At 72.7% G+C, this 26,382-nt stretch carries 24 protein-coding genes and 4 pseudogenes; 19 read left to right on the forward strand and 9 right to left on the reverse strand.

All coding sequences use genetic code 11. The annotated features are described in order from the left end of the window. Positions 1-22: 22 nt before the first annotated feature. The 5 genes and pseudogenes from K7G60_RS20595 to K7G60_RS20615 all read left to right on the forward strand — a co-directional run bounded on the left by K7G60_RS20595 (position 23) and on the right by K7G60_RS20615 (position 5,088). Positions 23-925, forward strand: a complete 903-nt coding sequence (locus K7G60_RS20595) for a universal stress protein (protein WP_225802424.1) — start codon at positions 23-25, stop codon at positions 923-925. A gap of 297 nt (positions 926-1,222) precedes the next feature. Beyond that, a pseudogene (locus K7G60_RS20600) lies at positions 1,223-1,671 on the forward strand (GAF domain-containing protein); the annotation flags it as partial. A gap of 180 nt (positions 1,672-1,851) precedes the next feature. After that, positions 1,852-2,391: a YbhB/YbcL family Raf kinase inhibitor-like protein gene (locus K7G60_RS20605; RefSeq protein WP_225802425.1), complete on the forward strand. Its 540-nt coding sequence runs from the start codon at positions 1,852-1,854 to the stop codon at positions 2,389-2,391. Between the two features lie 134 nt (positions 2,392-2,525). Further along, entirely contained in the window at positions 2,526-3,422 is an 897-nt protein-coding gene (locus K7G60_RS20610; RefSeq protein WP_225802426.1) for an AraC family transcriptional regulator, read from the forward strand. Between the two features lie 151 nt (positions 3,423-3,573). Next, a complete protein-coding gene (locus tag K7G60_RS20615) occupies positions 3,574-5,088 on the forward strand; it encodes a DHA2 family efflux MFS transporter permease subunit (RefSeq protein ID WP_225802427.1) in 1,515 nt (504 codons plus the stop codon). Positions 5,089-5,256: 168 nt separating this feature from the next. On the opposite strand, the gene K7G60_RS20620 is transcribed toward K7G60_RS20615, so the two are convergent. Together K7G60_RS20620 and K7G60_RS20625 are read right to left on the reverse strand one after the other, a co-directional pair. After that, positions 5,257-5,808, reverse strand: coding sequence for a YciI family protein (locus tag K7G60_RS20620; protein WP_225802428.1), 552 nt, complete (start codon positions 5,806-5,808; stop codon positions 5,257-5,259). 209 nt (positions 5,809-6,017) lie between these two features. Next, entirely contained in the window at positions 6,018-6,485 is a 468-nt protein-coding gene (locus tag K7G60_RS20625) for a MarR family winged helix-turn-helix transcriptional regulator (protein ID WP_225802429.1), read from the reverse strand. A gap of 846 nt (positions 6,486-7,331) precedes the next feature. Here K7G60_RS20625 and K7G60_RS20630 point away from each other — a divergent pair. Further along, positions 7,332-7,856, forward strand: a complete 525-nt coding sequence (locus K7G60_RS20630; RefSeq protein ID WP_308081674.1) for an EF-hand domain-containing protein — start codon at positions 7,332-7,334, stop codon at positions 7,854-7,856. Positions 7,857-7,937: 81 nt separating this feature from the next. Here K7G60_RS20630 and K7G60_RS20635 read toward each other — a convergent pair whose 3' ends face one another. Then, positions 7,938-8,855, reverse strand: coding sequence for a LysR family transcriptional regulator (locus tag K7G60_RS20635; RefSeq protein ID WP_225802430.1), 918 nt, complete (start codon positions 8,853-8,855; stop codon positions 7,938-7,940). A gap of 67 nt (positions 8,856-8,922) precedes the next feature. On the opposite strand from K7G60_RS20635, the gene K7G60_RS20640 reads away from it, so the two are divergent. From K7G60_RS20640 to K7G60_RS20655, 4 genes are all read left to right on the forward strand, one after another. After that, positions 8,923-9,723 (forward strand): SDR family NAD(P)-dependent oxidoreductase, encoded by an 801-nt coding sequence (locus K7G60_RS20640; RefSeq protein WP_225802431.1) that lies wholly within the window; start codon positions 8,923-8,925, stop codon positions 9,721-9,723. A 64-nt stretch (positions 9,724-9,787) separates the two neighbouring features. Then, positions 9,788-10,489 carry a 2-phosphosulfolactate phosphatase gene (locus tag K7G60_RS20645; protein ID WP_308081678.1) on the forward strand — a complete coding sequence of 234 codons (702 nt, stop codon included), beginning with the start codon at positions 9,788-9,790 and terminating at the stop codon, positions 10,487-10,489. Between the two features lie 142 nt (positions 10,490-10,631). Next, positions 10,632-10,904, forward strand: coding sequence for a hypothetical protein (locus tag K7G60_RS20650; RefSeq protein ID WP_225802433.1), 273 nt, complete (start codon positions 10,632-10,634; stop codon positions 10,902-10,904). Between the two features lie 152 nt (positions 10,905-11,056). Then, entirely contained in the window at positions 11,057-11,614 is a 558-nt protein-coding gene (locus K7G60_RS20655; protein WP_225802434.1) for a GNAT family N-acetyltransferase, read from the forward strand. A gap of 248 nt (positions 11,615-11,862) precedes the next feature. Here the strand turns inward: K7G60_RS20655 and K7G60_RS20660 are convergent. Beyond that, a pseudogene (locus K7G60_RS20660) lies at positions 11,863-12,033 on the reverse strand (TolB-like translocation protein); the annotation flags it as partial. Positions 12,034-12,358: 325 nt separating this feature from the next. Between K7G60_RS20660 and K7G60_RS20665 the strand changes: the two are divergent. Further along, positions 12,359-13,837 carry a glutamate-cysteine ligase family protein gene (locus K7G60_RS20665; protein WP_225802435.1) on the forward strand — a complete coding sequence of 493 codons (1,479 nt, stop codon included), beginning with the start codon at positions 12,359-12,361 and terminating at the stop codon, positions 13,835-13,837. Positions 13,838-13,861: 24 nt separating this feature from the next. On the opposite strand, the gene K7G60_RS20670 is transcribed toward K7G60_RS20665, so the two are convergent. After that, entirely contained in the window at positions 13,862-14,308 is a 447-nt protein-coding gene (locus tag K7G60_RS20670; protein ID WP_225802436.1) for a helix-turn-helix domain-containing protein, read from the reverse strand. Between the two features lie 105 nt (positions 14,309-14,413). Between K7G60_RS20670 and K7G60_RS20675 the strand changes: the two genes are divergently transcribed. Then, positions 14,414-15,244 (forward strand): alpha/beta fold hydrolase, encoded by an 831-nt coding sequence (locus K7G60_RS20675; protein ID WP_225802437.1) that lies wholly within the window; start codon positions 14,414-14,416, stop codon positions 15,242-15,244. A gap of 72 nt (positions 15,245-15,316) precedes the next feature. On the opposite strand, the gene K7G60_RS20680 is transcribed toward K7G60_RS20675, so the two are convergent. Next, positions 15,317-15,652, reverse strand: a complete 336-nt coding sequence (locus tag K7G60_RS20680) for a co-chaperone YbbN (protein WP_225802438.1) — start codon at positions 15,650-15,652, stop codon at positions 15,317-15,319. Between the two features lie 173 nt (positions 15,653-15,825). Beyond that, positions 15,826-16,902 (reverse strand): annotated as a pseudogene (locus K7G60_RS20685) (amidase family protein); the annotation flags it as partial. Between the two features lie 252 nt (positions 16,903-17,154). Between K7G60_RS20685 and K7G60_RS20690 the strand changes: the two are divergent. Then, the gene (locus K7G60_RS20690) at positions 17,155-18,282 is read left to right on the forward strand and encodes a GNAT family N-acetyltransferase (RefSeq protein WP_225802439.1); all 1,128 of its coding nucleotides are present in this window, start codon (positions 17,155-17,157) and stop codon (positions 18,280-18,282) included. 16 nt (positions 18,283-18,298) lie between these two features. Here the strand turns inward: K7G60_RS20690 and K7G60_RS20695 are convergent. Beyond that, positions 18,299-18,466 (reverse strand): annotated as a pseudogene (locus tag K7G60_RS20695) (transposase); the annotation flags it as partial. Positions 18,467-18,531: 65 nt separating this feature from the next. Between K7G60_RS20695 and K7G60_RS20700 the strand changes: the two are divergent. Continuing rightward, the gene (locus K7G60_RS20700; RefSeq protein ID WP_374115658.1) at positions 18,532-19,242 is read left to right on the forward strand and encodes a PQQ-binding-like beta-propeller repeat protein; all 711 of its coding nucleotides are present in this window, start codon (positions 18,532-18,534) and stop codon (positions 19,240-19,242) included. 323 nt (positions 19,243-19,565) lie between these two features. Here the strand turns inward: K7G60_RS20700 and K7G60_RS20705 are convergent, their stop codons facing one another. Further along, a complete protein-coding gene (locus tag K7G60_RS20705; RefSeq protein ID WP_225802440.1) occupies positions 19,566-20,333 on the reverse strand; it encodes an SDR family NAD(P)-dependent oxidoreductase in 768 nt (255 codons plus the stop codon). 513 nt (positions 20,334-20,846) lie between these two features. Between K7G60_RS20705 and K7G60_RS20710 the strand changes: the two genes are divergently transcribed. The 5 genes from K7G60_RS20710 (at position 20,847) to K7G60_RS20730 (ending at position 26,254) form a co-directional block, all read left to right on the forward strand. Continuing rightward, positions 20,847-23,546: an AAA family ATPase gene (locus tag K7G60_RS20710; RefSeq protein WP_225802441.1), complete on the forward strand. Its 2,700-nt coding sequence runs from the start codon at positions 20,847-20,849 to the stop codon at positions 23,544-23,546. Positions 23,547-23,659: 113 nt separating this feature from the next. After that, positions 23,660-24,646 carry a GNAT family N-acetyltransferase gene (locus K7G60_RS20715; protein ID WP_225802442.1) on the forward strand — a complete coding sequence of 329 codons (987 nt, stop codon included), beginning with the start codon at positions 23,660-23,662 and terminating at the stop codon, positions 24,644-24,646. 66 nt (positions 24,647-24,712) lie between these two features. After that, positions 24,713-25,495, forward strand: coding sequence for a VOC family protein (locus K7G60_RS20720; RefSeq protein WP_225802443.1), 783 nt, complete (start codon positions 24,713-24,715; stop codon positions 25,493-25,495). 142 nt (positions 25,496-25,637) lie between these two features. Beyond that, positions 25,638-25,877 (forward strand): hypothetical protein, encoded by a 240-nt coding sequence (locus tag K7G60_RS20725; RefSeq protein ID WP_225802444.1) that lies wholly within the window; start codon positions 25,638-25,640, stop codon positions 25,875-25,877. Next, entirely contained in the window at positions 25,877-26,254 is a 378-nt protein-coding gene (locus tag K7G60_RS20730) for a fic family toxin-antitoxin system, toxin component (protein ID WP_225802445.1), read from the forward strand. Before K7G60_RS20725 ends, K7G60_RS20730 begins: the two co-directional genes overlap by 1 nt. Positions 26,255-26,382 lie beyond the last annotated feature (128 nt).

Here is a 26,382-nt window from a genome sequence, read left to right on the forward strand (position 1 = left end):
GACCGGACGAGGAGGAGTAGCCATGGACGGAACCACGGGCCCTCCCGGCCTCGGCAGGGTCGTCGTCGGGGTGGACGGGTCGCCGTCCGCACAGGCGGCGGCGATGTGGGCAGCGCACGAGGCGGTGCTGCGCGGCAGAGGTCTGTGCCTCGTCCACGCGACGGACACCGACTCCGTCTCCCCGTTCTTCACCCCGGCGCAGCTGGCCCAGCCCCGGCGCGCCGGTCAGGAGCTGCTCGACCGTACAGTCGCGGCGGTCGCGGCCCGCCACCCCGACCTCGCGGTCGTCACGGAACTCGACGGGGGGCCGCCCGCCGACAGTCTGCGCCGAGCCGCCGCGCTGAGCGGCACGATCGTCGTCGGCCACCGCGGCCGCGGCGGCTTCTCCTCCCTCCTGCTCGGCTCGGTCGGACTCATGGCCGCGGCCGCCGCGACCACACCGGTGGTGGTCGTGCGCGGCGCCGTGGAGCCCGCCGAGACCGGTACCGTCCTCGCGGCGGTCCGGGACGAGAACGACCTGGGCTGCGCCCGGGCAGCGGCCCGTGAGGCGCTGCTGCGCAAGGTGCCGCTGCGGCTCCTGCACGTGTGGGGCACGGGGCCGTACACCGGCGTGCGAACCCCGCTGAGCAACAGCGAGAAGAGCGACGCCCGCGAGCACGTGCGCGCCCTGGCCGAGGTCGCGGACCGTGTCCGTGAGGAGTTCCCGGAGGTCGCACTGAGGGCCGAGGGCGAGAAGAGCCACAGCGTGCCCGGCGCGCTCGTGGAGGCGTCACGCCACGCCGACCTGCTGGTCGCCGGTGGCCGACGGGCCCCCGGATACCTCGGTCCGACACTCGGCCGGACCACCCTCACCCTGCTGCAGCACGCCCACTGCCCGGTGGAGCTCATCCCCCGGCACGGGCCCGGGCACGGGAGCACGTCATGACCGCCGCGCCGTACGGCGTGCCGAGGGAGCCGTGACCTCCACGACCGGCGGCGGGACCGATGACGGCCCCGCCTCCACCGGCCCGCCATCGGCGTCGCCGTGGGCGCCGGACCGGCCGCCGCCGAGTGGCGCACCGCCTCCCGGCCGCCGCGGCCCTGTACCTTCCGTTCCTGAGCCCGGCGGACGAACCCGGCAGGAACGGTCAGGGCATCGGGACCACCGCGAAAGCGGGAGCGCCGGGCGCCGTCCGCGCGCCTATGCGACCGGAGGTTTCGACGGGCCGGGAGGACGCCGAGTGCCGAGTACGGAGCCCCGGGCGTCATCGGCGACGACCGGAAACTCTCCGAGTTCGTCCCCATCGGCATCGACGCCGATCTTCGCGAGCAGATCGGCGCTCTGCCGTCCGGACACGGCATTCTGGGCGAGTTGATCCGGAACCCCGAGGCGCTGCGCCTCGCCGAGCTGTCCGAGCACCCGGCCTCGTACGGCTTCCCGCCCCACCGCCCGCCGATGCACTCGTTCCTCGGCGTGCCCATCCGGGTTCGCGAAGAGGTGTTCGGCAACCTCTACCTCACCGAGAAACGGGAAGGGGCCGACTTCGACGCCGAGGACGAGGCCGTCGTGACGACGCTGGCCGTCGCGACGGCCTCGCCATCGAGAACGACCCGCGCATCACGGTGCAGCCCGAACGCTGGCGGGGGTTCGGGCCGGCGGTGGCCGTCACGGTCGGCACCAAGGAGCGGCTGGGACGTGCGATCGACGACCTGGACGCCACCGGAACCGCAGGAATTCGGGGTCACGTTCACAAAGATGGCGACCCCTTGCACGATCCTCTCGTCGGTCGGCCGCCGTCTCTCAGCGCGTGGTCGGATGGGGATCCTGCCCGTTCGGGGCGACTTCATCGAAGGCATGAAAGGGAATCAGGAATGAGCGATCCGGCGAATCGACGTCCACTGCCGCACGATTTTCACCCGCCGGTGCCCGAACTACCGGTCAGCAGCAAGGACCTGACGGACGGCGGGGTGCTGCCGGACGCACACGTGTACGCGAAGGGGAACTCGTCGCCGCAGCTGAGCTGGTCGGCGGGGCCGGCGGGCACCCGCAGCTACGCGGTCACCTGCTACGACCCGGACGCGCCGACCGGCAGCGGTTTCTGGCACTGGACGGTCTTCGACATTCCGGCGGACGTCACCGAGCTGCCGGCCGGAGCCGGAACGGGGGACTTCGAGGGACTGCCGGCGGGTGCCCTGCAGGCGCGGAACGACTACGGCAGCAGGGACTTCGGCGGGGCCGCGCCGCCACCGGGGGACGGCCCGCACCGCTATGTGTTCACGGTGTACGCCGTGGACCAGGAGAAGCTGGGGCCGGACGCGGACGCGGCGCCGGCACTCGTCGGTTTCCACCTCCGGTTCCACGCCATCGCCCGCGGCCGGCTGATCGCCGAGTACGAGGACACCGGGGAGTAGGCGCCCGCGGTGCGGGAGCGGCCTCACCATGGGGCGCCCCGCGTTTCGCGGGGCGCCCGCACGATCTTCGCGTGTTCTTGCACGATCCTCCCGCCGGCGGGGAGGAGCGCGTCGGCCCGTGGTGAGATGGGCGCATGTCCCTCGACGAGCTTCGCGACCTGCTGGAACGGCATGCGCGCCCTGACCGCGGCACGGCCGTCGACGGCGTCCGGATCTGCCGGGCCGACCCGGGTGCCGAGCCGGAGTACTCGATGTCCGGCGTGATGCTGGCCGTCATGGCGCAGGGCGGCAAGCGGCTCGCGCTCGGAGAGCGGGTGTACGAGTACGGGGTCGGTCAGTATCTGGTCACCTCGGCCGATCTGCCGGTGACCGGACGCGTCGCACCGGGCGGACGGCAACTCGGCTTCGGGATGACGCTGGAGCCCGCCGTCATCGCGGAGCTGATGCTCCAGGCCGGGCCGGGCGACCTGCCGCGATCGGCTGGGCCGCCCCGCCCGGGGATCATGGTCAGCGAGGCCCCGACGGAACTGATCGACGCGATCGTCCGCCTGCTCCGCGTGCTGGACCGGCCGCGTGACCGCCGGGTGCTGGTCCCCTTGATCAAGCGTGAGATCCTGTGGCTGCTGATGACGGGGGAGCAGGGCGAGGCGGTCCGCCAACTGGGCCTCGCGGACAGCAGCCTGAACCACATCACCCGGGCGGTCGACTGGATCCGGGACAACTACACCGAGGCCTTCAAGGTCGAGGACCTGGCACGTTCTTCCGGGATGAGCGTCTCCGCGTTCCACCGGAACTTCCAGTCGGTGACGGCGATGAGCCCGATCCAGTTCCAGAAGCAGATCCGATTGCAGACGGCGCGGCTCCTGCTGGCCAACCGTCCGCACGATGTGACCGGCGTCGGCCACCGGGTGGGGTACGACAGCCCCTCGCAGTTCAGTCGTGAGTACAAGCGCCAGTTCGGCGTGCCACCGAGCATCGACGCGGCACGCACGCGCGAGCGCGTCGACCACGCGCCCGTCGCCGTGCCCTAGGGCCTGTCGGACGGAACCCAGCCGTCCTCTTCCCGCCGCCGTAAATGGGTTGAGCCCCGGCGGCGTCACCGGGAGGATCGGGGGACACCGATGAGTTCTTCCCGGCGCTGCGGTCTGACCATGTGACCCGCCCCGAGCGGAGGACACTCACATGACGGAAGGCACCATGCTCGCACCCCCCGCGACGCCCGTACTCCCGGCCGCCCGCGTCACCGCCGTGCTGCGGATTCTCGTGCTGTCCACCTTCGTCGTCCTCCTCAACGAGACGATCATGGTCAACGCGATCCCGCGACTCATGCGCGAGTTCGAGGTCACCGCGGCAGCCGCGGGATGGCTGTCCACCTCCTTCATGCTCACCATGGCCGTCGTCATCCCGGTGACGGGCTGGTTCCTCCAGCGCGTGACGACCCGGACCGCCTTCGGCCTCGCCATGACGCTGTTCCTCGCCGGCACGGCTCTGGCCGCGGCCGCGCCCGTCTTTCCCGTGCTGCTGGCAGCCCGGGTCATCCAGGCCGGCGGCACCGCCGTCATGATGCCGCTGCTCATGACGACGCTGATGACCCTCGTGCCCCCGCACGACCGCGGCCGGGTCATGGGCAACATCACCCTCGTCATCTCCGTGGCACCCGCCCTCGGCCCCGCGGCCTCCGGCGTGCTGCTGCAACTGGGGACGTGGCGCCTGCTGTTCCTGGCCGTGCTGCCCATCGCCGGAGCCATGGCCCTCTTCGGCCGGCGCCACCTGGTCAACATCGGCGAGCCGCAGGCCGGTCCCATCGACTGGCCGTCCGTCCCCCTGGCTGCCGTGGGCTTCGGCGCCCTCGTCTACGGCCTGAGCGGGCTCGGTGCCGAGACCTCGGCCCAGGTCCCCGTGCCCCCGGTGGCCACGACCCTGGCCGGCGGCGTGCTGGTAGGCCTGTTCGTGTGGCGACAGCTGGCACTGCAGCGCTCGTCCACGCCGCTCCTGGACCTGCGCACCCTGACGTACCGGCACTTCTCCGTGGCGCTCGGCCTGATGTGCCTGTCCTTCATGGCCCTCATGGGCGGCTTCATCCTGCTGCCGATCTACCTGCAGGAGGTGGCCGGCCTGACCTCGCTGCAGACCGGGCTGCTCCTCATCCCCGGCGGGCTGACCATGGGCCTGCTCGGACCACAGGTCGGAAAGCTCTACGACCGGCTCGGCGCACCGCGCCTTGTCGTACCCGGAGCCGCGCTCACAGCGGTCTGCCTCGCCCTGTTCGCCCTCATGGACGAACAGACCTCGCCGTGGCTGGTGCTCGCCCTCCACGTGGCCCTGAGCGTCGGCATGGCGTTCGTCTTCACCCCCGTCTTCACCTCCGGCCTGTCCGTACTGCCGCCGCACCTCTACCCCCACGGCTCCGCCATCCTGGGCTCGCTCCAGCAGGTCGCGGCCGCCGCCGGTACCGCCCTGGTGATCAGCGTCATGTCGGGACACGCCGCCACGGCAGCGGCCGACGGCGCCGACGCCACCGGTGCCCTGGCGACGGGCATCCGGTGGGGATTCGGAGTCGGCGCCGTGATCGGCGGACTGACCGTGCTGGTCGCGCTGCTGGTCCGTACCCCGCCCGCCCCGCAGCAGCCCGCCGAGCCGAAGGACCAGGACGAGGACGGCACCACGGACAAGGCCGCCCAGGCACCCGCCCACTGACGTCGGCTCACCGCGGACCGGAGCTCGGGGCCGGTCCGCGGTGCCTTCGTCTGTCGAGCGTACGAGTGCGGGCCACCCGCTCGCCGGCCGGGAACCCGGCCCCCACGAATCCGTGTGAACACCCCGTCCCGGAGCGCTCCACCCCGCCCGTGCCCGCCCTCCGCTGTCTCAGGACGGGCGCCCGCCGAACTGCCAGTCGTGCACCTCGATGTCGGCGTACCGGTCCGAGGTCAGGACGGCGCGTGCCGTGTCCGGGTCCGGCGCCCGCACCAGCGCCGCCGTGCCCAGCCAGGTGGCGCCGTCATCGGACAGCAGCGGTCCGTAGGCGATCAGCTCGTCCGGGTCGCCCGGCACCTCGAGGTCGGCGGCCTGTCCCGTGCCGAGTCCGAGCACCAGATAGCGGTTGCCACCCGTCCGGCCGCCGGGGAAGTCCCACATGGTGCGCCCCAGCGTGTTGCGCCACCGGCGCAGCATCACGTCCCGGTAGGCGCCGGCCTGGTAGTTCGGCTCGTCGAACGCGAAGGCGCGGGCCGCGGCGGGACCGGGGAGGTCGACGATGTGCACGCTTCCGGTGAGGGTCTCGCCGTCGTCGGCGAAGGTCGGGCCCCGGGCGATCATCTCCTTCGCGTACTGGTCCATGTAGGACCGATGCTCTTCGTTCAGTTCGTGGCGCAGGGGCAGCGAGCCGGGCCGGTCACGGTGGTAGCAGAGGAACTCCATGCCCTGACGATCTCTTCGAACGGGTGATCAAGTCGAGCGGGTTTCCCGCGAGGGCCCCGCGGCCTGCTGAAGTCGGCGCCGGCGTCGGCCCCTTCCCCCTGAAATCGGCGCCGGCCCCTTCCCCTTCGGCCTGGCCGCCGGCGTACGGGAAGGCGGAACCGGCCCCGACGGGGCGGCCGAGGCCGGTCGGGGCCCGGTGCTGCGGGCCGCTACGGGCGGGCGAGGGGGGAGTCCACCGCTTCCACCGCCGCGACGAGCGGGGCGAGCTCGGCATTCCGCGCGGCCTCGTCGAGCGCCCGGCGCAGGGCGGCGTCGTTGGTCGGCCGGGCCTCCTCCAGGAGCTTCAGGCCGGCCGGCGTGACATCGGTGTAGATGCCGCGGCGATCGGTCGGGCACAGGTACCGGGACAGCAGCCCGCGGTCCTCGAGCCGGCTCACCAGGCGGGTCGTGGCGCTCTGGCTGAGCACCACCGCGTCGGCGACCTGCTTCATCTGCAGGTGGCCGCCTTCGCCGTCGTGCTGCCGGCTGAGCACGTCGAGCAGGGAGTACTCCCGGACGCTCAGGTCGTGCCGGGACTGCAGGGCGCGCTCGATGTGGGTCTCGATCCTGTTGTGGAGGAGGGACAGGGCACCCCATCCACTGGCGAGAGCGGTGAGCGCGGGATCGGTGGCGGTCATGAGGTCCGTGTCTCCTTCCGGGTGTACCTGGATCCAGGATACGGCACGGAAGAAAATATCGGCGAACGGTCATATAAGGCTAGTGCAAGCATCTTGTGCCTGGTCTGCGCCCGAGCCTCCGCCGCTGCGGAAAGGCGGCCGGTACGCGCCGGGGGCCCCTGCGCGCGCGATCACGGCCAGGGCGACGGCCGTGGTCGGTGACCTGGCAGGGATCTCGGGCGGTCGCCTTCCGGGCGAGGACGCGCGGCACGGCGGCCCCGCCTCTCGCCGCGGCCCGACAGTCGCGTGATCCGTCGGACGAGAGGTCCTTGCGCGAGACCGGCCCGCCCGTGCGCCCAGTCGGCGGTCCTACGGGCCCCGTCGCCGAAGGTTCGTCGGAAGCCGGCCCCTACGGCCCGTACAGAGGCAGGAAGCGGATGACCGGTTCCCGTACGGATGCGCGGCACGGACGGCCTGCCGAACGGACCCGGCCTGCTCCATGTCACGGACCGACTCGGTACGGCTCGCCCTCCACGCGCCCTCCGCGCCCCCGTCCTGGCGCACCCGCGCCTCCCCTCCCAAGCCCCGCCGGGCCCGACGGGATCATCACGTCGGGTGAGCATCGGCCGGTTCCTGGCGGGTCGCCGGGCCGCGAAGGGCCCTGCAGTCGATCATGGGCGCGGTGGCCGGAGAAACGCCTCACGGGATGCCTGCCGCCGTACCGCCCGCTCGCACCGAACGCGACCGACACCCCGACGTGCGTGAGCGCGCCGACGCGCCCTCGTGTCCGCCGGAGCGATCCAGCGGACGGACCCCCCCAAGACCCTGGCCCGACCGACAGCTCCCCCGAGCGAAAGAAGACCCGACGTGACACTCCCGCGAACCGAGCTCCAAGCCGACCCCACCACCCCCAAGGCCCGCATCTACGCGATGCTGGACACGGACGGGGACGGAATCGCCTCCAGGCACGACTACTTCGTCCGCATCGATCGGGCCCAGCGGGCGACCGGACGCGGTGACGACGACCCCCTGGTCATCGCCGCCCGCGCCACGGGCGAACAGGCCTGGGCCGCGATGGACGCCAACGGCGACGGCGTGATGACCTACGAGGAGTACATCGCCTGGGTGGACGCCGAGAAGTTCGACAACATCTGCCAGTACGCCCTGGGCGCACTGTTCGACCTCGCCGACGCCGACCAGGACGGCGCTCTGGACCGCTCTCAGTTCACGGCGCTGCGCCAGGCACTGGGCAATCGGGCCGACAACGCCGACGCGGCGTTCGACGCACTGGACGGCGACGGCGACGGACTCGTCAGCCGCGCCGAGTACCTGGCATCGATCCGCGCGTACGTCACGGGCGAGGACTCTCCCATGGGCGCCGCCCTTTACTGAGTCCTGTGCCGAGCGGGGTGTCCGGGGCGCAGGGGCGGGCAACACGGCGCCGGGGGCGGGGGCGGTCCGGACGTCCGGATCCTAGGGGTCCCGCGTGGCCTCGACGGCGGCGGACAACAGATCGGCGAGATCGTCGACGACGGGGTGCGGGACGCGCGGACGGGTGACGGCGAGGACCTCCCGCTCCGGGCGCTCGTCCACGGGAAGGTCTTCGACGCGGGTGAGCGGCCGCGCCGGGTCGTGCCAGCCGCGGACGACGGAGGCCGGTACGAGGCCGACCGCCAGTCCCTGGGCGATCAGCGCGAGCGCGGTGTGGTAGTCGTCCGTCTCGTACCGCACGGCCGGGTCGAGGCCGGTGCGATGGGCCCATCGCTGCAGCAGGCGCCGGTCGGCGGTCCCCACGTGCCCGGCCGCCCAGTCGGCTTCGCGACAGTCGTCGAGCGTGGCGGTGCCGGTGCCGCGTGCTGCCATCAGCCACAGGGGCTCCCTGCCGAGCCCGCGAATCCGGAGATCGGCCGCGCTGGGAGGGTCCTCGGGCAGGTAGCGGTAGGCCAGCAGCAGATCGATCTCCCCGGACCGCAGGCCCCGCAGACCGTGCACGGGCTCGGTCTCCGTGACGTGGAGGACGACGTCCGGATGGGCCCGGCGCAGCCTGGCCAGCGCGTTGGGGAGCAGCCGTCCGGCCGCGGTCGCGTAGACGCCGATGCTCAGCTCCGGCGCTCCGGACCGGGCGATGTCGTCGGCCAGACGCTGGAAGTCCGCCGTGGCGGCCAGGACGCGGGCGGCCGCGTCGGCCAGCGCGCGGCCGCCCGCGGTCGGGGTGACCCCGCCGCCCGGGCGGCGCGAGAGCAGCTCCGTCCCCACCTGCTGCTCCAGCCGGGCGATGTGCTGGGACACCGCCGAGGGGACGTAGCCCAGCGAGGCCGCCGCGGTGCTCATCGACCCGTGCCGCATCACCTCGAGCAGGGTTCGCAGCAGCCGGGGATCGACGCTGTTCATGATTCGTGAAAGCTCGCTTTCTTGATCGTCGCTTCCCATGATGCCCGGCCGGGGCGAGGCTGTGCCCATGGACAAGAACACGGAGCGGGACGTCCGGGTACCGGTCGCCGTGGTGACCGGCGTGGCCCAGGGCATCGGCCGACGAGTGGCCGAAGCGCTGGCAGGCGAGGGGTACGCCCTGGTGCTGGCCGACCTGAAGGAACCGACGGAGACCCTGGCGGCGGTACGGGAGACCGGCGCGGAGGCGTGCGCGGTGGTCGGCGACGTGGCCTCGGAGGACCACGTGGCCGAACTCGCCGAGCAGGTGCGCGAACGCTTCGGCCGGGTCGACGTACTCGTGAACAACGCGGGCGTCTCGCTGCTCACCCCGGCCGAGGACACCACCGCCGAACAGTGGCGGCGCGTCCTGGAGGTCAACCTCACCGGCCCCTTCCTGCTGTGCCGGGCCCTGGGGAAGCTGATGCTGGACGCGGGCGGCGGCTCGATCGTCAACGTCGCCTCGATCGCGGGGCTGCACGGGATCGCGGACCGGGCCGCGTACAACGCGAGCAAGCACGGTCTCATCGGCCTGACCCGGACCCTGGCCGCGGAGTGGGGCGGGCGCGGGATCCGCGTCAACGCCGTGTGTCCCGGCTGGGTCAAGACCGAGATGGACGCCGAGGACCAGGCCTCCGGCGGCTACACCGACGCCGACATCGTCGAGCGGGTGCCCATGGCCCGGTTCGCCGCACCCGAGGACATCGCCCAGGCCGTCGCCTTCCTGGCCGACCCCGCCCGCAGCGGCTTCGTCAACGGCGTCGCGATGCCGGTGGACGGGGGCTGGACCGCGGACGCGAGCTGGAACTCGCTCCGGACGCGGAAGCGCTGAGGGCGAGTCGTGATGCGCGTCACCGTCCGGGCGCTTCGGGTCGGACATGCGCGATCATGATCGGATGGACGCCCGTTTCCCCGGCATCGCAGAGCTGACCGAAGTCCCGCCCGTGGCGGTCGTGGTCGACGTCATGCGCGCTTTCACGGTGGCTGCCTGGGCCTTCGCCCGGGGGGCGGAGAAGATCGTCCTCGCCGAGTCGCCGGACGAAGCCCTGGCGCTCAAGGCTCGCCATCCGGGATGGGTCGCCCTCAAGGACGGCCCGCCGGCGCCCGGGTTCGACGCGGTCAACTCGCCGGGCCTGCTGCGGTCCGTCGACCTCGGCGGGCGGACCGTCGTGCAGAAGACCACGGCGGGGACGGTCGGCGCCCTCGCGGTCAAGGACGCGCCGCTGGTGCTGTGCGCGAGCTTCGTGGTGGCGGAGGCGACGGCCCGGCTCCTGCGGACGCGCGGGTGCGACAACGTCACGTTCGTGGTCACGGGCGAGAACGGGCAGGCCGACGAGGATCTGGCGTGCGCTCAGTACATCGCCCGCAGGGCCGCCGGGGACGGGGTGGACGCGGCCGGGTTCCTCGGCCGCGCCGGCCGGTCGCGTGCCGCTGCCGAGCTGGTCCAGGGCGTGCGCAGAGGAGCCCACCCCGATGACGTCGCCCTCTGTCTCGAACTCGACCGGTTCCCCTTCGCCATGGTGGCGGCCCCGGAGGACTCGCTCATGGTCCTGCGTTCCTGCGCCGTGCCCTCGCCGGCCGGCGAGGCTCCCACCTGACCGCCGATGAGGCCGGACTCCCGCGCGACGGTCCACGACGCCGTGTGTCAGTACCGCCTGCCAGGATGCACGGACGACCTCCACCGGCCACTCGTCCACCGACCACGACGACCGGCCGCGTGCCCGACCGGTCAGCTGCAAGGTGCCGCTCTTCCTCACCGTCACCCGGATCAGTGGTGAGGGCGAACACACCGACGTCTCGCTCTGGTACCTCTTCGACGCCGACACCATCACTTCCTATGACGAGGACGAGTTCGACGCGATCCGGTGGTTGACCGTCGAGCAGGTGATCGAGGAACCGGGTGAATCGCTCGACCCCCATGTGCACCGCTTCACCCACAAGCTGCGGCACGCCCGGGCCGCAAGGCACGACGGACGGCCTCGCCGGCGGCACGACGGACGGCCTCGCCGGTGATCCGCGGTCTCGCCCCCCCCTGCGCGTGCCGGACCGACGCCCGACCGGGCCGGAACTCGTCACGTCCGCGGAAGGAACCCCGGGCCGTCCCGAACGCGTTCACGGCCGACGGATAGATTGCCGATCGACGAAAGAACCGATCGGAGAGCCGTGTGAGCGTCGTACTGTCCGTGGACTCGACCGAGGTCCTGCCCGCCCTGAGACTGCGCGCCTGGCAGCTCGACGACGCCGAGGCCCTCGTGGCCGCGCATCGGGACCCCGCCCTGCGCCGCTGGCTCACGACCGTGATCGACGGCGAGGCCGACGCCCGCCGTTGGATCGACGGCCAGCGCCAGGGCTGGGCCGCCGGGACCCGCTTCGGCTTCGCCGTCCTGGCGGACGACGGCGCGGGCTTCGGCCCGCCGGTCGGCCATGTGGGCGTGAGGCTCAACGACGACGGCGCCGCGGAAGTGGGCTACTGGACAGCGGCCGAGGCGCGTGGACGGGGCCTGGCGTCCCGCGCCCTGGAGGCGGCCGTCCGGTGGGTCCTGACCGAGGGGTCCGCACTGCCGGTGGCGCGGCTCGAGCTCTTCCACGCGGTGGACAACTCCGCGTCGTGCCGCGTGGCCGATCGATGCGGCTTCGACCTCGAAGCGGTCCTGCCCGCCCAGCCTCCCGTGTTCCCGACCGAGGGGCATCTGCACGTCCGCGGCAAGTCCGTCCGGTCCTGAGGAACGCGGCAGCCCCCGACTCGGCGCTCAACGCCACCCGGAAGCGGCACCCGCCGCACTGCTCGTCGTACCACTCGCCCCGATGATCGGGAGTTCCGGTCGGCCGGTTGAGCAGCCGCAGCCGCCGCTCGCGCACTTCGTGGTTGCAACCGCGGTCGTCGCCCGTCCAGGGCCCGCCTGCCTTCATCCGTCCTCCGCCCCGCCCCGTCACCCCGGGAACGCCGGTGCCAGCGCCGCCGTCATCAGGCGCTTCGGGACTCGGCGAGCGCGGTCTCCCGCGGGGTGGCGAGGCCGAGGGCGTACTCGTGCCAGGGCGCGTCGGCGGGGGCGCCCGCGACGCGTTTCTTGTAGACGACCCGGGTCTCGTCGGGGGAGAGGGAGGGGCACTCGACGTTCTGGTGGAGCGTGGTGACGGTGCGGGCCCCAGGCCATGCTGCGGAAGACGATCCGGCGGCCGGCGCCGGTCGCGAGCGGGACCGGCCCGGGCGCGACCGCGGGGCCACCCGTCCGCGGGCGGTCCTTCTCGGCGGCCCGGCCGGCCGCGTGCAGCAGCGACGCGGCGGCCACACCGCCGAGGAGGGCGATCGCCGCGAGCAGGACGAACAGTTTGCCGGGCAGGTTCGTACGGGTGATTCCTCCGAAGCCGTGCCAGAGGGCCGGGGCGGCCCGCGCCGGGCGCGGCCCGCCTCCTGGTGGCACGCTGAAAGGAGGAGGATCCGCGCCGCCGAGCCCCGGGAGGATCGGATGGGACGTGACGTCCCTGCCCTGACGTTCACCCGTGACGACCGTCGCCGTTTCCGTGACAGGACGCACGCCTCCCTCGACGTCTTCGCCCGGATGCTGCGCGAGGCGCGTTTCGACGCGGACTGGCCGCGGGTCGGCCTCGAGATCGAGCTGAACCTCGTCGACGGGACCGCCAGACCCGCCATGCGCAGCACCGAAGTCCTGGAGGCCATCGCCGACCCCGCCTGGTCGAGCGAGCTGGGCCGGTTCAACCTGGAGATCAACATCCCGCCCCGCCGTCTCACCGAGGGCGGCCCCGACACCTGGGAAGAGGAGATCCGCAACGCCCTGAACCACGCCGAGGAGAAGGCCGCCTCCATCGGCGCGCACCTGGTCATGATCGGGACCCTTCCGACGCTCGAACGCGAGGACGTGAACCGCGGCGCGCTCTCCGAGAACCCGCGCTACCACCTCCTCAACGACCAGATCTTCGCGGCACGGGGCGAGGACCTCCTCATCGAGATCGACGGGGTGGAACGGCTGCGGACCTACGCGGACACCATCACGCCCGAAGCGGCCTGCACCAGCACCCAGTTCCACCTCCAGGTCGCGCCCGAACAGTTCGCCGCGTACTGGAACGCCGCGCAGGCCATCGCCGGCGTCCAGGTCGCGCTGGCCGCGAACTCGCCCTTCCTCTTCGGCAGGGAACTGTGGAGCGAGACCCGCATCCCGCTGTTCGAGCAGACCACGGACACCCGGCCTGACGAGATCAAGGTCCAGGGGGTGCGGCCCCGCGTGTGGTTCGGCGAGCGCTGGATCACCAGCGTCTTCGACCTCTTCGAGGAGAACACCCGCTACTTCCCGGCGCTCCTGCCGCTCTGCGAGGACGAGGACCCCGAGGAGACCCTCGACCGCGGCGAGATCCCGCATCTGGCCGAACTCACCCTCCACAACGGCACGGTCTACCGCTGGAACCGCCCCGTCTACGCGGTCGTCGACGGGGTCCCGCACCTCCGCGTCGAGAACCGGGTGCTGCCCGCCGGGCCGACCGTGGCCGACGTGATGTCGAACGGCGCCTTCTACTACGGTCTCGTCCGCGCCCTGGTCGACGAGGACCGGCCGGTGTGGACCCGGATGTCCTTCGCGGCCGCCGAGGAGAACCTGCACACGGCGGCACGACGCGGCATCGACGCCGAACTCTTCTGGCCCGGCACGGGCCAGGTTCCCGCCACCGAACTGGTCCTGCGCCGGCTCCTCCCGCTCGCCCACCGGGGCCTGGAAGCCCTGGGACTGGACACGCAGTGGCGTGAACCGCTGCTCGGCATCGTCGAACAGCGCTGCGTCGCCGCCCGCAACGGCGCCGTGTGGCAGGCGGAGACGTTCCACCACCTCCACGACGTCGTCCACCTCGACCGGTCCGCGGCCCTGCGCCGTATGACCGGCCAGTACATCGACTTCATGCACCTCAACGCCCCGGCCCACACCTGGCCGGTGGAGTGACCGGCGCGGGCCGCGGCCGCCCGGTCAGCCGCCGATCCGTGCGAGGACGCTCGGACCGAGGTGCTCGGCGACGACGCTCAGCGCGGCCTTGACCTCGTCCAGTCGCGAGGGGTCCTCCAGTACGAGTGCGAGAACGCCGTCGACGTCGGCGGAGCGGACCTCCGCGACGCGGGGGGAGGTGGTCCGTGAGGGGGTGATGAGGGTGCGCCGGCGGTCGGACGGGTCGGTGCGGGACTCGACCGCGCCGGCTTCGCGCAGGCGGGCGACACAGGCGGAGACCTTGCTCTGGGGGAACCCCGTCCTCGCCGCGATGTCCTTGACGGAGGTGCCGGGATGCGCCTTGACGTCGGCCGCGACGATGATCACCGACTGCGTGCTCGTTCCGTGGGCGCCGATGCCCCCGGTGGGGATGGAGGCCTCGCCGAGCTTCATCAGGGTACGGCCCAGCAGGGCCAGATCCATGCCGTTCATCAGCACAAGGTACATCGTCCAAGATGCATCCCTAGAGATGCATCGGTCTTGATGCATCGGAAGTGATGGATTAATGTGGAGTCACCACCCGGCGAAGGAGAACCCATGCCGACCACCGGCCTGCTGCCCGTCGACGGCGCCACCCTCTACTTCGAGCGGCGCGGAACCGGCCCGCTCCTGCTCATCGCGCAGAGCGGCGAAGGCGACGCCCGGCGCACCACCGACCTCGTCGACGCCCTGGCCGACGACTTCACCCTGATCACCTACGACCGCCGGGGCCTGTCCCGCAGCACCCTCGACGACCCCGCCCGGCCGGTGGCCATGGCCGACCACGCCGACGACGCCCACCGTCTCCTGGCGCACGTGGCCGACGGCCCCGCCCTCATGCTCGGCTGCAGCTTCGGCGCGGTGATCGGACTGCACCTGGCCGCCGAGCACGGCGACCAACTCGACACCCTGATCGCCCACGAGCCCGTGGCCCCCTGGCTGCTCGACGCGGAAGCCGACTCCCACCGCCGCGAACTGGCCGGACTGCAGGACCTGTTCGCCACGGGCGGGCTGTCCGCGGCCCTCCCGGCCATCGCCAGGTCCCTCGGCATCGACCCGGCCCACCCCGACACCGAGCCCGACCTGACCCCGCAGCCGATGGACGAACAGCGCCGGAGCAACTTCGTCCGCTTCATCACCGACGAGTTCACCACGCTGCGCACCGACCCCGGCTGCCGCGACCGCCTCGGCGACACCGCGACCCGCATCCTGCCGGCCACCGGGCGTACCACCCCGACGACGGTCTTCGACCACCAGGCGGCGCACCGCCTGGCCGCGCTGCTCGACCGGCCGGTCATCGGCTTCCCCGGCGGGCACAACGGCAACACCACGCACCCGCGGGCCTGGGCGGCACGGCTCCGCACCACCCTGCGCGCACACATCCGGTGACGACCCCTCGGGTTCGGCGGCCGTCGTCCGCCTTGGGGAAGGAGCGGGTTCTCAGAGACGGCTTTTCAGTTCTCAGAGGCGGCCCTCCAGGAACTCCCGGAGCCCGACGCTCGTGGCCCCCGTACCCTGTGCCACCGCCTGCCCGTCCTTCAGCAGGACGTAGGACGAGGCTCCGGTGATCCCGTACCGCTCGGTTGCGGCCGGACAGCGCGTGATGTCGATGCGGACGGCCGTCAGACGGCCCGCGTACTCGTCGGCGATGGCGCCGACGACGAGGTCCATCGCCCGGCTGGGCTCGATCGCCTTGGGCCACGTTCCGATGAAGTACGCGAGGACCGGGCCTTCGCTCATCCTGAGGATGAAATCGAATTCCGCGTCCTCACGGGGGCGGTGAACCCGCTTCGCCATGGAAGCTCCTGCTCTCGCTCTTCGTCTTTCCCGCCCATCATCTCCCGCGCGGCGCGGCGACCGGTCACGGAGCACGCCACGCGCGCCGGACCGCCCCGGCAACGTGCCGCGTGCCGCGTGCCGTCCGACGACGCACACGGTCTGGAGCTGCGGCACGCGTCCGCACCGGCAGCTCAGCCCGCCGTGCGAGACGTCACCGAGGGCAGGTAGCGCGGCGCGCGCCGGGCGTCGAGCCGCTGCTCGACCGCGGCACCCAGCGACAGCAGTTCGGCGTCCTGGTGGTCGCCGGTCGTCGGGAGCAGGCCGACCGGCAGTTCGCCGACGAATCCGGCGGGTACGGACAGCGACGGGCAGCCGGCGACGGCGGCCGGGGTGGAAGACGGGATCACGTCGTTGTCGCCCCGCACGCGGTCGGTCGTCCAGGCGGGCGGGTTCGTCGGAGAGGCGATGGCGTCCAGGCCGTGGGCGGCCATGGTCTCGTCGACGGAACGCCGGGACAGGTCCTTCAGCTCGGCGCGCATGGCCCGATGGCACGGGTCCGTGGTCGACGGCGCGGCGAGGGCCTGCTCGAACAGTTCCTGGCCGGCGAAGCAGGATCGTTCGGCCGGGTGCGTACGGTTGAACTCGATCAGGCCGGCGAGGTCGCGGGGCCCGTTGCGGGAGGCCAGGTAGGCGTCGATGTCCCGGTGGAACTCGCTCAGCAGGGCGGGGAACTCGAGTTCGGCGAGCCTGGCCTGGTACGGGGGCGTCACCTCGACGACCTGGGCACCGGCTGCGCGAAGCCGTGCCGCGGTCCGGGTCATCAGGGCGTCCACGTCGGTGCCGAGCGAGGGAAGCCGCCACAGGCCGATCCGCTTGCCGCGCAGGGAACCGGGGCGCGCGAGCGCCTCCGGGAAGCCGAGGGCACTGCCGGCGTCCGCGGCGTCGTGACCGCTGAGCACCGAGAAGGTGATCACCGTGTCGACGACGTTGCGTGCCAGGGGGCCGGCCGTGTCCTGCTCGGCGGAGACGGGGACGACGCCCGACTGGCTCACCAGTCCGAGGCCGGGCTTGTGGCCGACGACCCCGTTCATGCCGGCCGGACACACGATGGAGCCGTCCGTCTCGGTGCCGATGGCCACCTGCGCCAACGAAGCGGCGACGGCGGCGGCCGAACCGGAGGACGATCCGCACGGATTGCGGTCCAGGACGTAGGGGTTGTGCGTCTGCCCGTCGACCGCCGACCAGCCCGATGTCGGTTTCGCCGCGCGGAGGAAACCCCGCCGGCCGACCGGAGCCGACCGGACGGGCGCGACTCGCCATGACCGAACCCGCCCTCCCCTTCTCGTCCTGTAGGGCCGCCCACGCACACGAAGTCAAGCAACCGGGCATCCGTGAAAGGACGTTCGGACCGATGACGGCGACCGTCGGCGGTTTCAGCGGCTGTGGGCCGGTGAAGGACATGTCTGGTGTCCGGGGAAACAAGGGGCGCCGTTGGGCGAACGAGGGGCTGGTGACCTGCCGTGTCGGATCGTGAAGCAGGGGTCGGCTACACCGAGACCCCCGATCGGGAAGTACGCGGCCTGCGCATGCGGCACTGCCGGCTGTGGACAGCGGAGGGCGCACCGGTCGCCGAGTTGGAGGCGCTCTCCTTTCGACTCCGCTTCGGTGCCGTGGCCGTTTCCGCGGAAGGCGTGGGCGGGGTGGAGACGCAGCCCGAGTTCCGGCGCCAGGGGCACATGGGCAGGCTCCTCCGTCAAGCGCTGACCGGTATGGCGACGAGGGTGGACGTCGCCTTCGTGTCCGACGGCATCGAGGGGGTGTACGAGCGGTTCGGCTTCGTCGGAGCCGTCGCCGAAGGACATCTGGTCGTCCCCGTACGCAACGTCGAACAGGCCACGGGAGTCGAACCGGGTACGGCCGTCCCCGGCATCCGCGACGGCTCGCCGGCCGACCTCCCCGCCATCGTCCACCTGTACAACACCGCGCACGCCCAGCGCCCCTGGACCCATGCACGCCCCCCGGACTGGAACCGGCTCGTCCCCCGGACCACGTGGAAGCCCGGGTCGCGGACCCTGGTCCTGCAGAGGGGCAGCGCCACCGTCGGCTACGCGGTGCTGGAGGGCCGGGCCTTCGGCGACCCCCTGGGGACGACGACCGTGGACGAACTGGTGGCCGAGAACGCCACCGCGACCGGCCGACTGCTCGCGGCCGTCGCCCGACTCTGCTGGCAACGACGCCTGAGCGCCTTCACCGTACGCGAGCCGGCCGACAGCCTCACCGGACGAGTGGCACGTCAGATGGGCTGCACGTACCAGCAGGGATTCCCGCCGAGCGGCGGGATGATGGCCGCCGTCCTGAACCGCTCGTCCCTCGTGCGGACCCTCGAACCGGAACTACGACGCCGGGCCGCCTCCCGACAGCCCGACACCGACCACGGCGAATCGCTCGACGCGCTTCGGCGCGGCGAGCTGATCCCCGACGACAAGGCGCTCATCCGGCTGCTGCTCGGCTACTGGTCCGTCGAGGACGCATCCGCGCAGGGCACGCCGATCCCGGACCGGTACCAGGACCTCTGCACGGCCTGGTTCCCCGGAGGCGGCAGCCCGTCCCTGCCCACTCCCTACGCGCACCGCCTGGATCGGTACTAGGCAGTGTCGTCGAGCGTCACGCCCACATCAGGAGCGAGGCGAGGGCGGCGGCGGCTTCGTGGGACTGGGCCGTCTTGTCGTACCGGGTGGCGATCCCGCGCCACTGCTTCAGGCGGTTGAAGCACCGTTCCACGAGGCTGCGGCACTTGTAGACCTGCTCGTCGAAGATCGGCGGGCGGCCGCCGCGCCGGGCCCGGTCACGGACCTGGTCGAGCTGCGCGGGATGGGGCCTGGCTGTCCGGCGACACGCTGGTCCGCAGCCGCTTCGGCGCGGTGAGCGGGTTCGATGCCGCCACCGGCGAGCGGAGCCGGGAGCACGTGCCGCCCGGCCGCTCGGTGGTCTGCCACGCCACGGCCGACACCGTCCGCTCGGTCCTGGTCCTCATCCACGACGGGGACGGCGCCTCCTCCCCGGCCGAGGGCACGTCCTGCACCACCGCCGTCGGCATCGACATGAAGGACGGACGCGAGCTCTGGCAGGCCCCGATCAGCCGGCCCGAGCCGCCCCGCTTCCAGGACTCCTCGGTGTCCGCCGGCGGCGGCGTTGCCGTGCTCCTCCAGAAGGACGAGCTGCGTGCCGTGGACGTGCGCACCGGAAGGCCCCGCTGGAAGGCGGCCCTGCCGAAGGACCGCGTCCCGGGCCGGACGGCGGCGGGCGAACGACAGATCGCCGCCCTCCTCGCCTGCGGCGGCGACGACAACCCCTGGGACGAGAAGGTGGCGGAGGACGCCGAACCGCACACCGCCGCTTTCGATCCGGCCACCGGGGCGCTCAAGTGGTCCACCCCGCTCGGGGGGCCGACAGGCCATCGGCTGCAACGCCTCCGCGGCCTTCGTGTCGGATCGGGCCGGATCCGGGAAGCGCACGCCATGACGGGCTCGGGCCGTCAGCGGGACGCCATGACCACGACCCTGGACACCTGGGCTCGGGCGCCTGCCCGGGGGACGAGCAGGGCCTGATCGTCGCCGTGAGCAGGCACGGGGAGAACCTGCCCGCCCGCGCCCGCCCTCCGGACAACGACGACGACGTCGCCCTCCTGGCCATCCGGCACACCACGAGCCCATGACCGGTACGTACGCGCCGGCGATCGAGGAGCCGGCGACGGACCAGTGGAAGCACCGGACCGCCCCGAACGCCGCCGGTCCGATGAACGCCATCGGCGTGTTCGCTCCGCCCCCTGCCCGGGAACACAGGCCGGGGAGGCGGACTCGCTTTCGCGCGCGACCGTCGACTCCGGGGGTGTGAGGCTCCGTCGAGGTCGGGGATCGTCTTCGCGTGACCGTCAACTCCGCAGGTGCGAAGCCCCGTTGAGGTCGAGGATCGTGCCGGAGGACCATTCGGCGGCGGGGGAGGCGAGCCAGAGCACCGCCGCCGCGATCTCCTCGGCCGAGCCGACCCGGCCGAACGGACTCTGCTCCCGGATCGACTCGCCCTCGGGTCCTTCCAGACGCGGTGCGACGCGCTCGGTCGCGAAGAAGCCGGGGGCGACCGAGGCGACGGCAATCCCGTGAGGGGCGAGCGAGACCGCGAGCGACTGACCCAGCGAGTGCACGGCGGCCTTCGTCGCCCCGTACGCCGGATGGTCGGGTTCACCCCGGAAGGCGCCGCGGGAGCCGATGTTCACGATCCGGCCTCCCGTACCCTGCTCGATCATGAGCCGGGCGGCGAGATGACTCAGGTTCGCGGTGGCGAGCAGGTTGACCGCCACGTGTTGCTGCCACACCGCCACCCACTCCTCGTACGGGGTCTCCGCCAGAGGGTGGCGGATGTTCACCGCCGCGTTGTTCACCAGGACGTCGATCCCGCCGAGACCCTCCGCCGCCATGTCCATCACGGAAGCCGCCTGCACCGGGTTCGCGAGGTCGCCGCCGACCAGCACATGTCCCGTGCCGGTGAGGGACTTCAAGGTCACGCGAGCCTCCTCGGCGCGTGAACCGAAGTGGACGGCGACCCGGTCGCCGTTGGCCGCGAACGCCTGGGCCACCGCACGCCCGAGGCCGCGTGACGCGCCACTGACGAGGACGCGCCTGCCCGATGCGGGCAGATTCATGAAGATTCCTTTCGAACCGCGACGAAGGAGGAGACCGCAACTCCCCGCCGCTCCCTGAACGTTCGGTCGGACCTTCCGCACGCCGGTGACGATGCAGCTCAGCCGGGTACGTAGGTCGTCGGTCCCCCGAAGCGTATGAGATCTGCGGGGCGTGCTTGTCGCCGCCGGCACCGAAGGCGGTGCCCGGGACGACGGCGATGCGCTGTTCCTTCGGCAGGTGCGCCGCTCCCCACGCACGCGGAGACGATCCCGGGGATACGGGGCGGACCGCGGCCGGCTCTCCCCGATCTCCTCCGGGCGGCGTCGTGCGCATCACCGGAACGAGTGGTGCGCACATCGATGTCGAGGCCGGTCACGACCCCGCCCGTGTGCGGAACGAGGCCTGCGGCGGTACGCCGAACATGACGGCCGCCCCCTCCTCCCGCGAACCTCCTCCCGGGGACGAAGCCGGGGCCTGTTCACCCCCTCGCGGACGCGACGGCGAATGATCGACATGTGGGTAACCTGACCCGCATGCTTTACGGGAGGGATGCCGAGCGATCGGTCATGAGCAGACTGCTTGAGGACGCCGGTGCCGGGACCAGCGGTGTCCTGGTGGTCCGGGGCGAACCGGGCATCGGCAAGACGGCGTTGCTGGACGCTTTCGCGGTCCGGGACGACATGCTGGTTCTGCGGGGCGTGGGGATCGAGTCGGAGGCCGAATTACCTTTCGGCGGACTGCACCTGCTGCTGCGCCCGGTCCTGGCGGCCCAGCTGCGGAATCTGCCCGAACCCCAACGCCAGGCGCTGGAAGGAGCGTTCGGACTGACGCTCGGGGTGTACGCGGACCGCATGATGGTCGGGCTCGCCGTGCTGACCCTCTTGTCGGAGCTGGCCGAGGGCGCCCCCGTGCTGTGCCTGGTCGACGATGCCCAATGGCTGGACCGGCCTTCGGCCGAGGCGCTGCTGTTCGCCGCCAGGCGACTGGGCGCCGAGGGCGTCGCGATGGTGTTCGCGGTCCGTGACGGCGAGGCCCCCTTCCCCACCCCCGGACTGCCGGAGCTGCGACTGGCGGGGCTGTCCTGCGAAGCGGCCGCCGCACTGGTCGACGCGTGCGAGGGAGACCTGGCCTCGGAGGTACGCCGTCGGGTCCTCGCCGAGGCAGGGGGCAACCCCCTCGCCCTCATCGAACTCCCCACCGCGCTGGCCACGTCCGCCCCGGGGCCCGCGCTCCCGCTCACCAACCGGCTGCAGCTGGCCTTCCACGCACAGGCCGGCAGGCTGCCCGAGGCGAGCCGGACCCTGCTCCTGGTGGCCGCCGCCGACGACACCGGCGACCTGGGCCTGCTGTTGCGGGCCGCGGAGTCGATGGGTGCGGGCGTCGGCGATCTGCCCGCCGTGGAGGAGGCGGGTCTGCTGCGCTTCGACGGCCGGCAGGTGACCTTCCGGCACCCGCTGGTACGGGCCGCGGTGTACCAGGGCACCCCCCTCGACCGACGGCTGCGCGCGCACCGGGCGCTGGCGGACGTACTGACCGATCCCGATCAGGCCGACCGACGGGCCTGGCACCTGGCCTCGGCCGCCACCGGACCCGACGCCGGCATAGCCGCCGAACTGGAGCGCACCGCCTCCCTGGCGGCGGAACGCAAGGGGTACGCGGCGTCCGCCGCGGCCTACGAGCGAGCGGCACAGCTGGCGGCCACGGCCGAGGCGCGCACCCGCCTGCTCACGCTGGCCGCCGAGACCGCCCTGGAGTCCGGCGCCCTCGCCCGGGCCCAGGCGCTGGCGGAGCGGGTCACCGATCCGGTGGCCCGCCGCGGCCTGGTCCGGGTCCGGGCCGCGGCCGCGGCCGGGCAGGGCTTCCTCCGCCAAGCCCATGCCCTGCAGCTGGCGGAGGCGACGAGGCTCGCCGAGTGCGACCCCGTCGGGGCGGTCGAGGTGATGATGGACGCGCTGCACACCACCTGGTTCTCGGGAGAGCGTGACCTCGCCACCGTGACGGCGGCCCAGCTGGGGGCGCTCCGCCCGCCCGCCGGTCATCCCGCCTGGTCGGTCCTGCGGCTCCAGCGCTGGTTGACGGCTCTGGCGCTCGGCCGCTCCGACGAGCGTCCGCCCGACCTGGCGGAGGTCTTCGCCCAGGCGGCCGCCGCGCGGGCGCACGAGGCCAGGGACGTCCTGATGATCTGCGGCATCGGCCTGATGGGCGGCCTGGACACGGAAGCGGAGAGCCTGGCATCGGGCATCGTGTCCGCGGCACGGACCGCGGGCAAGGTCGGCGTCCTGCCCGCGGCCCTGTACTACGCGGCGATCTCCCGGACGTTCCTGGGCCGCTACCGCGACGCCGCGACCAGCGCCGCGGAGGCGCTCGACATCGCCGAGGACACCGGGCAGTCGCATTGGGTCAGTCACGCGCAGGGAGTGACGGCCTATCTGGCGGCGATCGAGGGCGACGAGCAGCGCTGCCGCGACCTGGCCCAGTCGGCCCTGACCGACCCCGGCACGGGCGCCCGTCCGGCGGGGCTGCACAGGGCCAGGTGGGCGCTGGGCCTGCTCGACCTCGGCCACGGCAGGGTGAAGGAGGCCCTGGACCACCTGTCGGTGCTGTACCACGGTCCGGCCCGGCACCAGCTGCCGGCCGAACGCAGCCTGCCCGACCTGGTCGAGGCCGCGGTACGGCTGGGGGAACTCGACCTCGCGACAGGGGCGTTCGGACGTCTGACGGACCTGGCGCGACGGATCCCGGCACCCTCGATCGAAGCGCTCCTGCACCGCTGCGGGGCCCTGCTGGACCCCGACGACGACACCTTCGCCCTGTCGTTGCGGTTGCACGAGCGCGACAGCCGCCCCTTCGAACACGCCCGTACGCAGCTGCTGTACGGCGAGTGGCTGCGCCGCGGCCGCCGCAAGTCCGAGGCGCGGACGCAGCTGGCCGCGGCCCTGGAGACCTTCGACCTGATCGGCGCCCGGTCCTGGGCCGACCGCGCCCAGTCCGAACTCGAGGCCACCGGCGTGGCCGCGACGACTCCGCGTCGCGGTCCCGGCGTACTGTCCCTGCTCACCCCGCAGGAGCTGCACATCGTCACGCTGGCAGCCGACGGCATGTCGAACAAGGACATAGCCGCCCAGCTGTTCATCAGCCCCAGGACGGTCGGACACCATCTCTACCGGGCCTACCCCAAGCTGGGCGTGGCCTCGCGCCACGAACTGTCCGACGCCATCGCCGCCCACCAGTAGGCGATGACTGATACGGCGGCCCCCGCCGGTCATCGGGACAAGTAACGCGCGCCGATTCCGCGGGCGGGGCGGCTCCCTAGCGTGGAGACCACCCCGACCCGAGGAGCTTTTCCTTGTCCCAGCAGATCCATGTCGCCCCCGTCGCCTGGCTGTCGGCCGAACAGACCGCAGCCTGGCACGCCGTGGTCAGCGCCGCCGTCGAGCGCGACCTTCCGGGCCGCCCGTCGCCGAGTCCCAAGCAGGTGCATGCCCAACTCACCACGGCGGGCCTGGACAGCCGCAGGCTCTTCTGGCTGGCCACCGAGACCGACGGCAGCGTCGTCGGCGTGGCGGCGTTGCGCCTGTTCGATTCGGCGGGCCAAGGCCACCTGGCCGAGCTGGAGCTGCACGTCCACCCCGACGCCCGGCGCCGCGGTGCGGGCACGCAGCTGCTGTCCGCGGCCGCCTTCGCCGCCCAGGTGGAGCAGCGCCGCAGCCTGCTGACCTCGGCCATCGACGGCACCGCCGGCGATGCCTTCTGCGCCGGCCGCTCGTTCCAGCGGGTGCTGACCCTCCACCAGCTCGTCCTGCCCCTCGCCGAGGCGGACGACTCCGCGGCCGACGCCGAGCACCCCGGCTACGAACTGGCCGGCTGGACCGGCACCGTCCCCGACCACCTCGCCACCACCTTCGCCGAGGCGAAGAACGCGATGAACGACATGCCCACCGGGGGCATGGACTACGGCCACCTGAGCTGGGACGCCGACCGGGTCCGCAAGATGGCCCGGGTGCTCGCCGACCGGGGCGACACCCTCCTCACCCTCGCCGCCCTCAAGGGCGACACCATGGGCGGCTTCACCGAGGTCGTCATCCGGGCCGGGGAGACCCGCCGGGCCCTGCAGTACGACACCGCCGTGGTGCCCGCCCACCGCGGGCACGGGCTCGGGCTGTGGCTGAAGGCCTCCATGACGCGCACCCTCAGGGACACCCACCCCGGCATCGTCGAGATCGAGACCGACAACGCCGACGACAACACCCACATGCTCGCCGTCAACCGGCGCCTGGGCTTCCGCCCTCAGCAGATCGTTCACGAGTACCAGCTGGATCTGCCGGGCGCCTGACCGCATCGCGCGGGAAGAACCCGTCGACGACTCCACCCGACCCACCACACCGCCCAAGGGGCCACCGTGAACGTCTCCACCTCCACCCTCTCCCTGACCGTCGCCGACGTGGACGCCTCCCGCGCGTTCCTCTGCACCCACCTCGGCTACCAGGTGGCCATGGCCGACGACGGCTTCGCCTCCCTGACCCGCGAGGACGCCGCCGTCGACGTAGTCCTGCTCCGCAAGGGCACCGAAGTCCTCCCCGCCGAGCAGCGGGACCGGGAGGCGACCGGACTCATCCTCGCGCTCACGGTCACCGACCTCGACGCGGAGGAGGCCAGGCTGCGTGCGGCGGGCGCCCCCATCACCATGCCGCTGCGCGAAGAGCCCTGGGGCGAGCGCCTGTTCCAGACGACCGACCCCAACGGGGTCGTCATCCAGCTCGTCGAATGGGCCGCACCGGACCAGCCCTCGGACCGGAGCGAGGACGCCACCATGCGGGTGATCACTCCGGAGACCGGGCACGTCACCGTCTCCCCGAACGCCACCATGGCCGGCCTGGCGGCTCCCAGCCGCGGCAGCGCGGAACTCAGTACGTGGACGGTCGCCATGGAGGCCGGAGCGACCGGCCCCGAGCACTCCGTCAGCCGTGAACAGGTCTGGACGGTCACCGCGGGCGCCCTGGAGGTGACCTGTGACGGCCGTACCGAGAAGGTGGCGCTCGGCCAGACCCTGGTCCTGCCGGCGGACCTGGTCCGCCGGATCCACGCGCCCGAGCCGGCCGAGGCCCACGTCTCGATGCGGGCCGACGGGGTCGCCTCCGTTCCCGGATCCGAGGGCACGCGCGAACTGCCCTGGGCCCGGTAAGGGAGGAACGCCGTCGATCCCCCGGTCCCGCCGACCACGGGCGACCGGGGGAGGGGGAAGGAAGCCGGACGGGGTGCCCCCGGCCGGCTCGGCAGGACGTCGAACCCTTGGCGAGCATGGTAACGCCTGTTACCATGCTCGCATGGCGAAGACACAGCTGGGTGCGCGTGTGGACGAGGACGTGGCGGAACTGGCGAAGAAGCGCGCCGCCGACCTGGGGCTGAGCGTGGGGGACTACCTCGCCCGGCTCGTGCAGGACGACGCCAGCGGCCTGCGCGCCCGAGCAGTGGACGCGGCCGCCCGCTTCCTGGCCGAACACCAGGCGGTCTTCGACGAGGCCGAGGAAGCCCGGCAGACGTCCCGGGGAGCGCGCGCGGCCTGATGGAACTGCACATCGACGTTCCCTGGATCCTGCAGGTCGCCGAGGCCGCCGGAGCGGACGACCCGGCTCCCGACGACTACGGCGTCCCGGTGTCGGCGGTCGCCCGCCACCGGGCCGAGGTGCTCGAACAACCGGTGTACGACGGCCCCTACGCCAAGGCCGCCGCCCTGATACACACCCTGGGCCGGTGCCGCTGGCTGGAGCGCTCCAACCTGGCCGTCGCCGCCGCCACCGGCGTCATGTACCTCGCAGCCGCCGGAGTCCCGGTCAAGCCGGCCCGCCAGGACGCCATCGCCCTGAAGGACCTGCTTCTCGATCCCACCTGCACGGCCGGGAGGATCGCCGCCCTGCTGCGGACCTGGCCCGCGGCCACCTGACGCGCGCAGCCCTCCGGTACGGGACGCCCGGCCCCGGTTCGTCGTTCGTCCGGTGACCGACGCTCCTCCAGCGCGCCGAGGCCGTCCCGGGCGGCCGGCCAGGCGCGGCCGGCCAGGCGCGGGAGGCC

This window comes from Streptomyces sp. NK15101 (assembly GCF_020400725.1).
GTDB lineage: Bacteria > Actinomycetota > Actinomycetes > Streptomycetales > Streptomycetaceae > Streptomyces.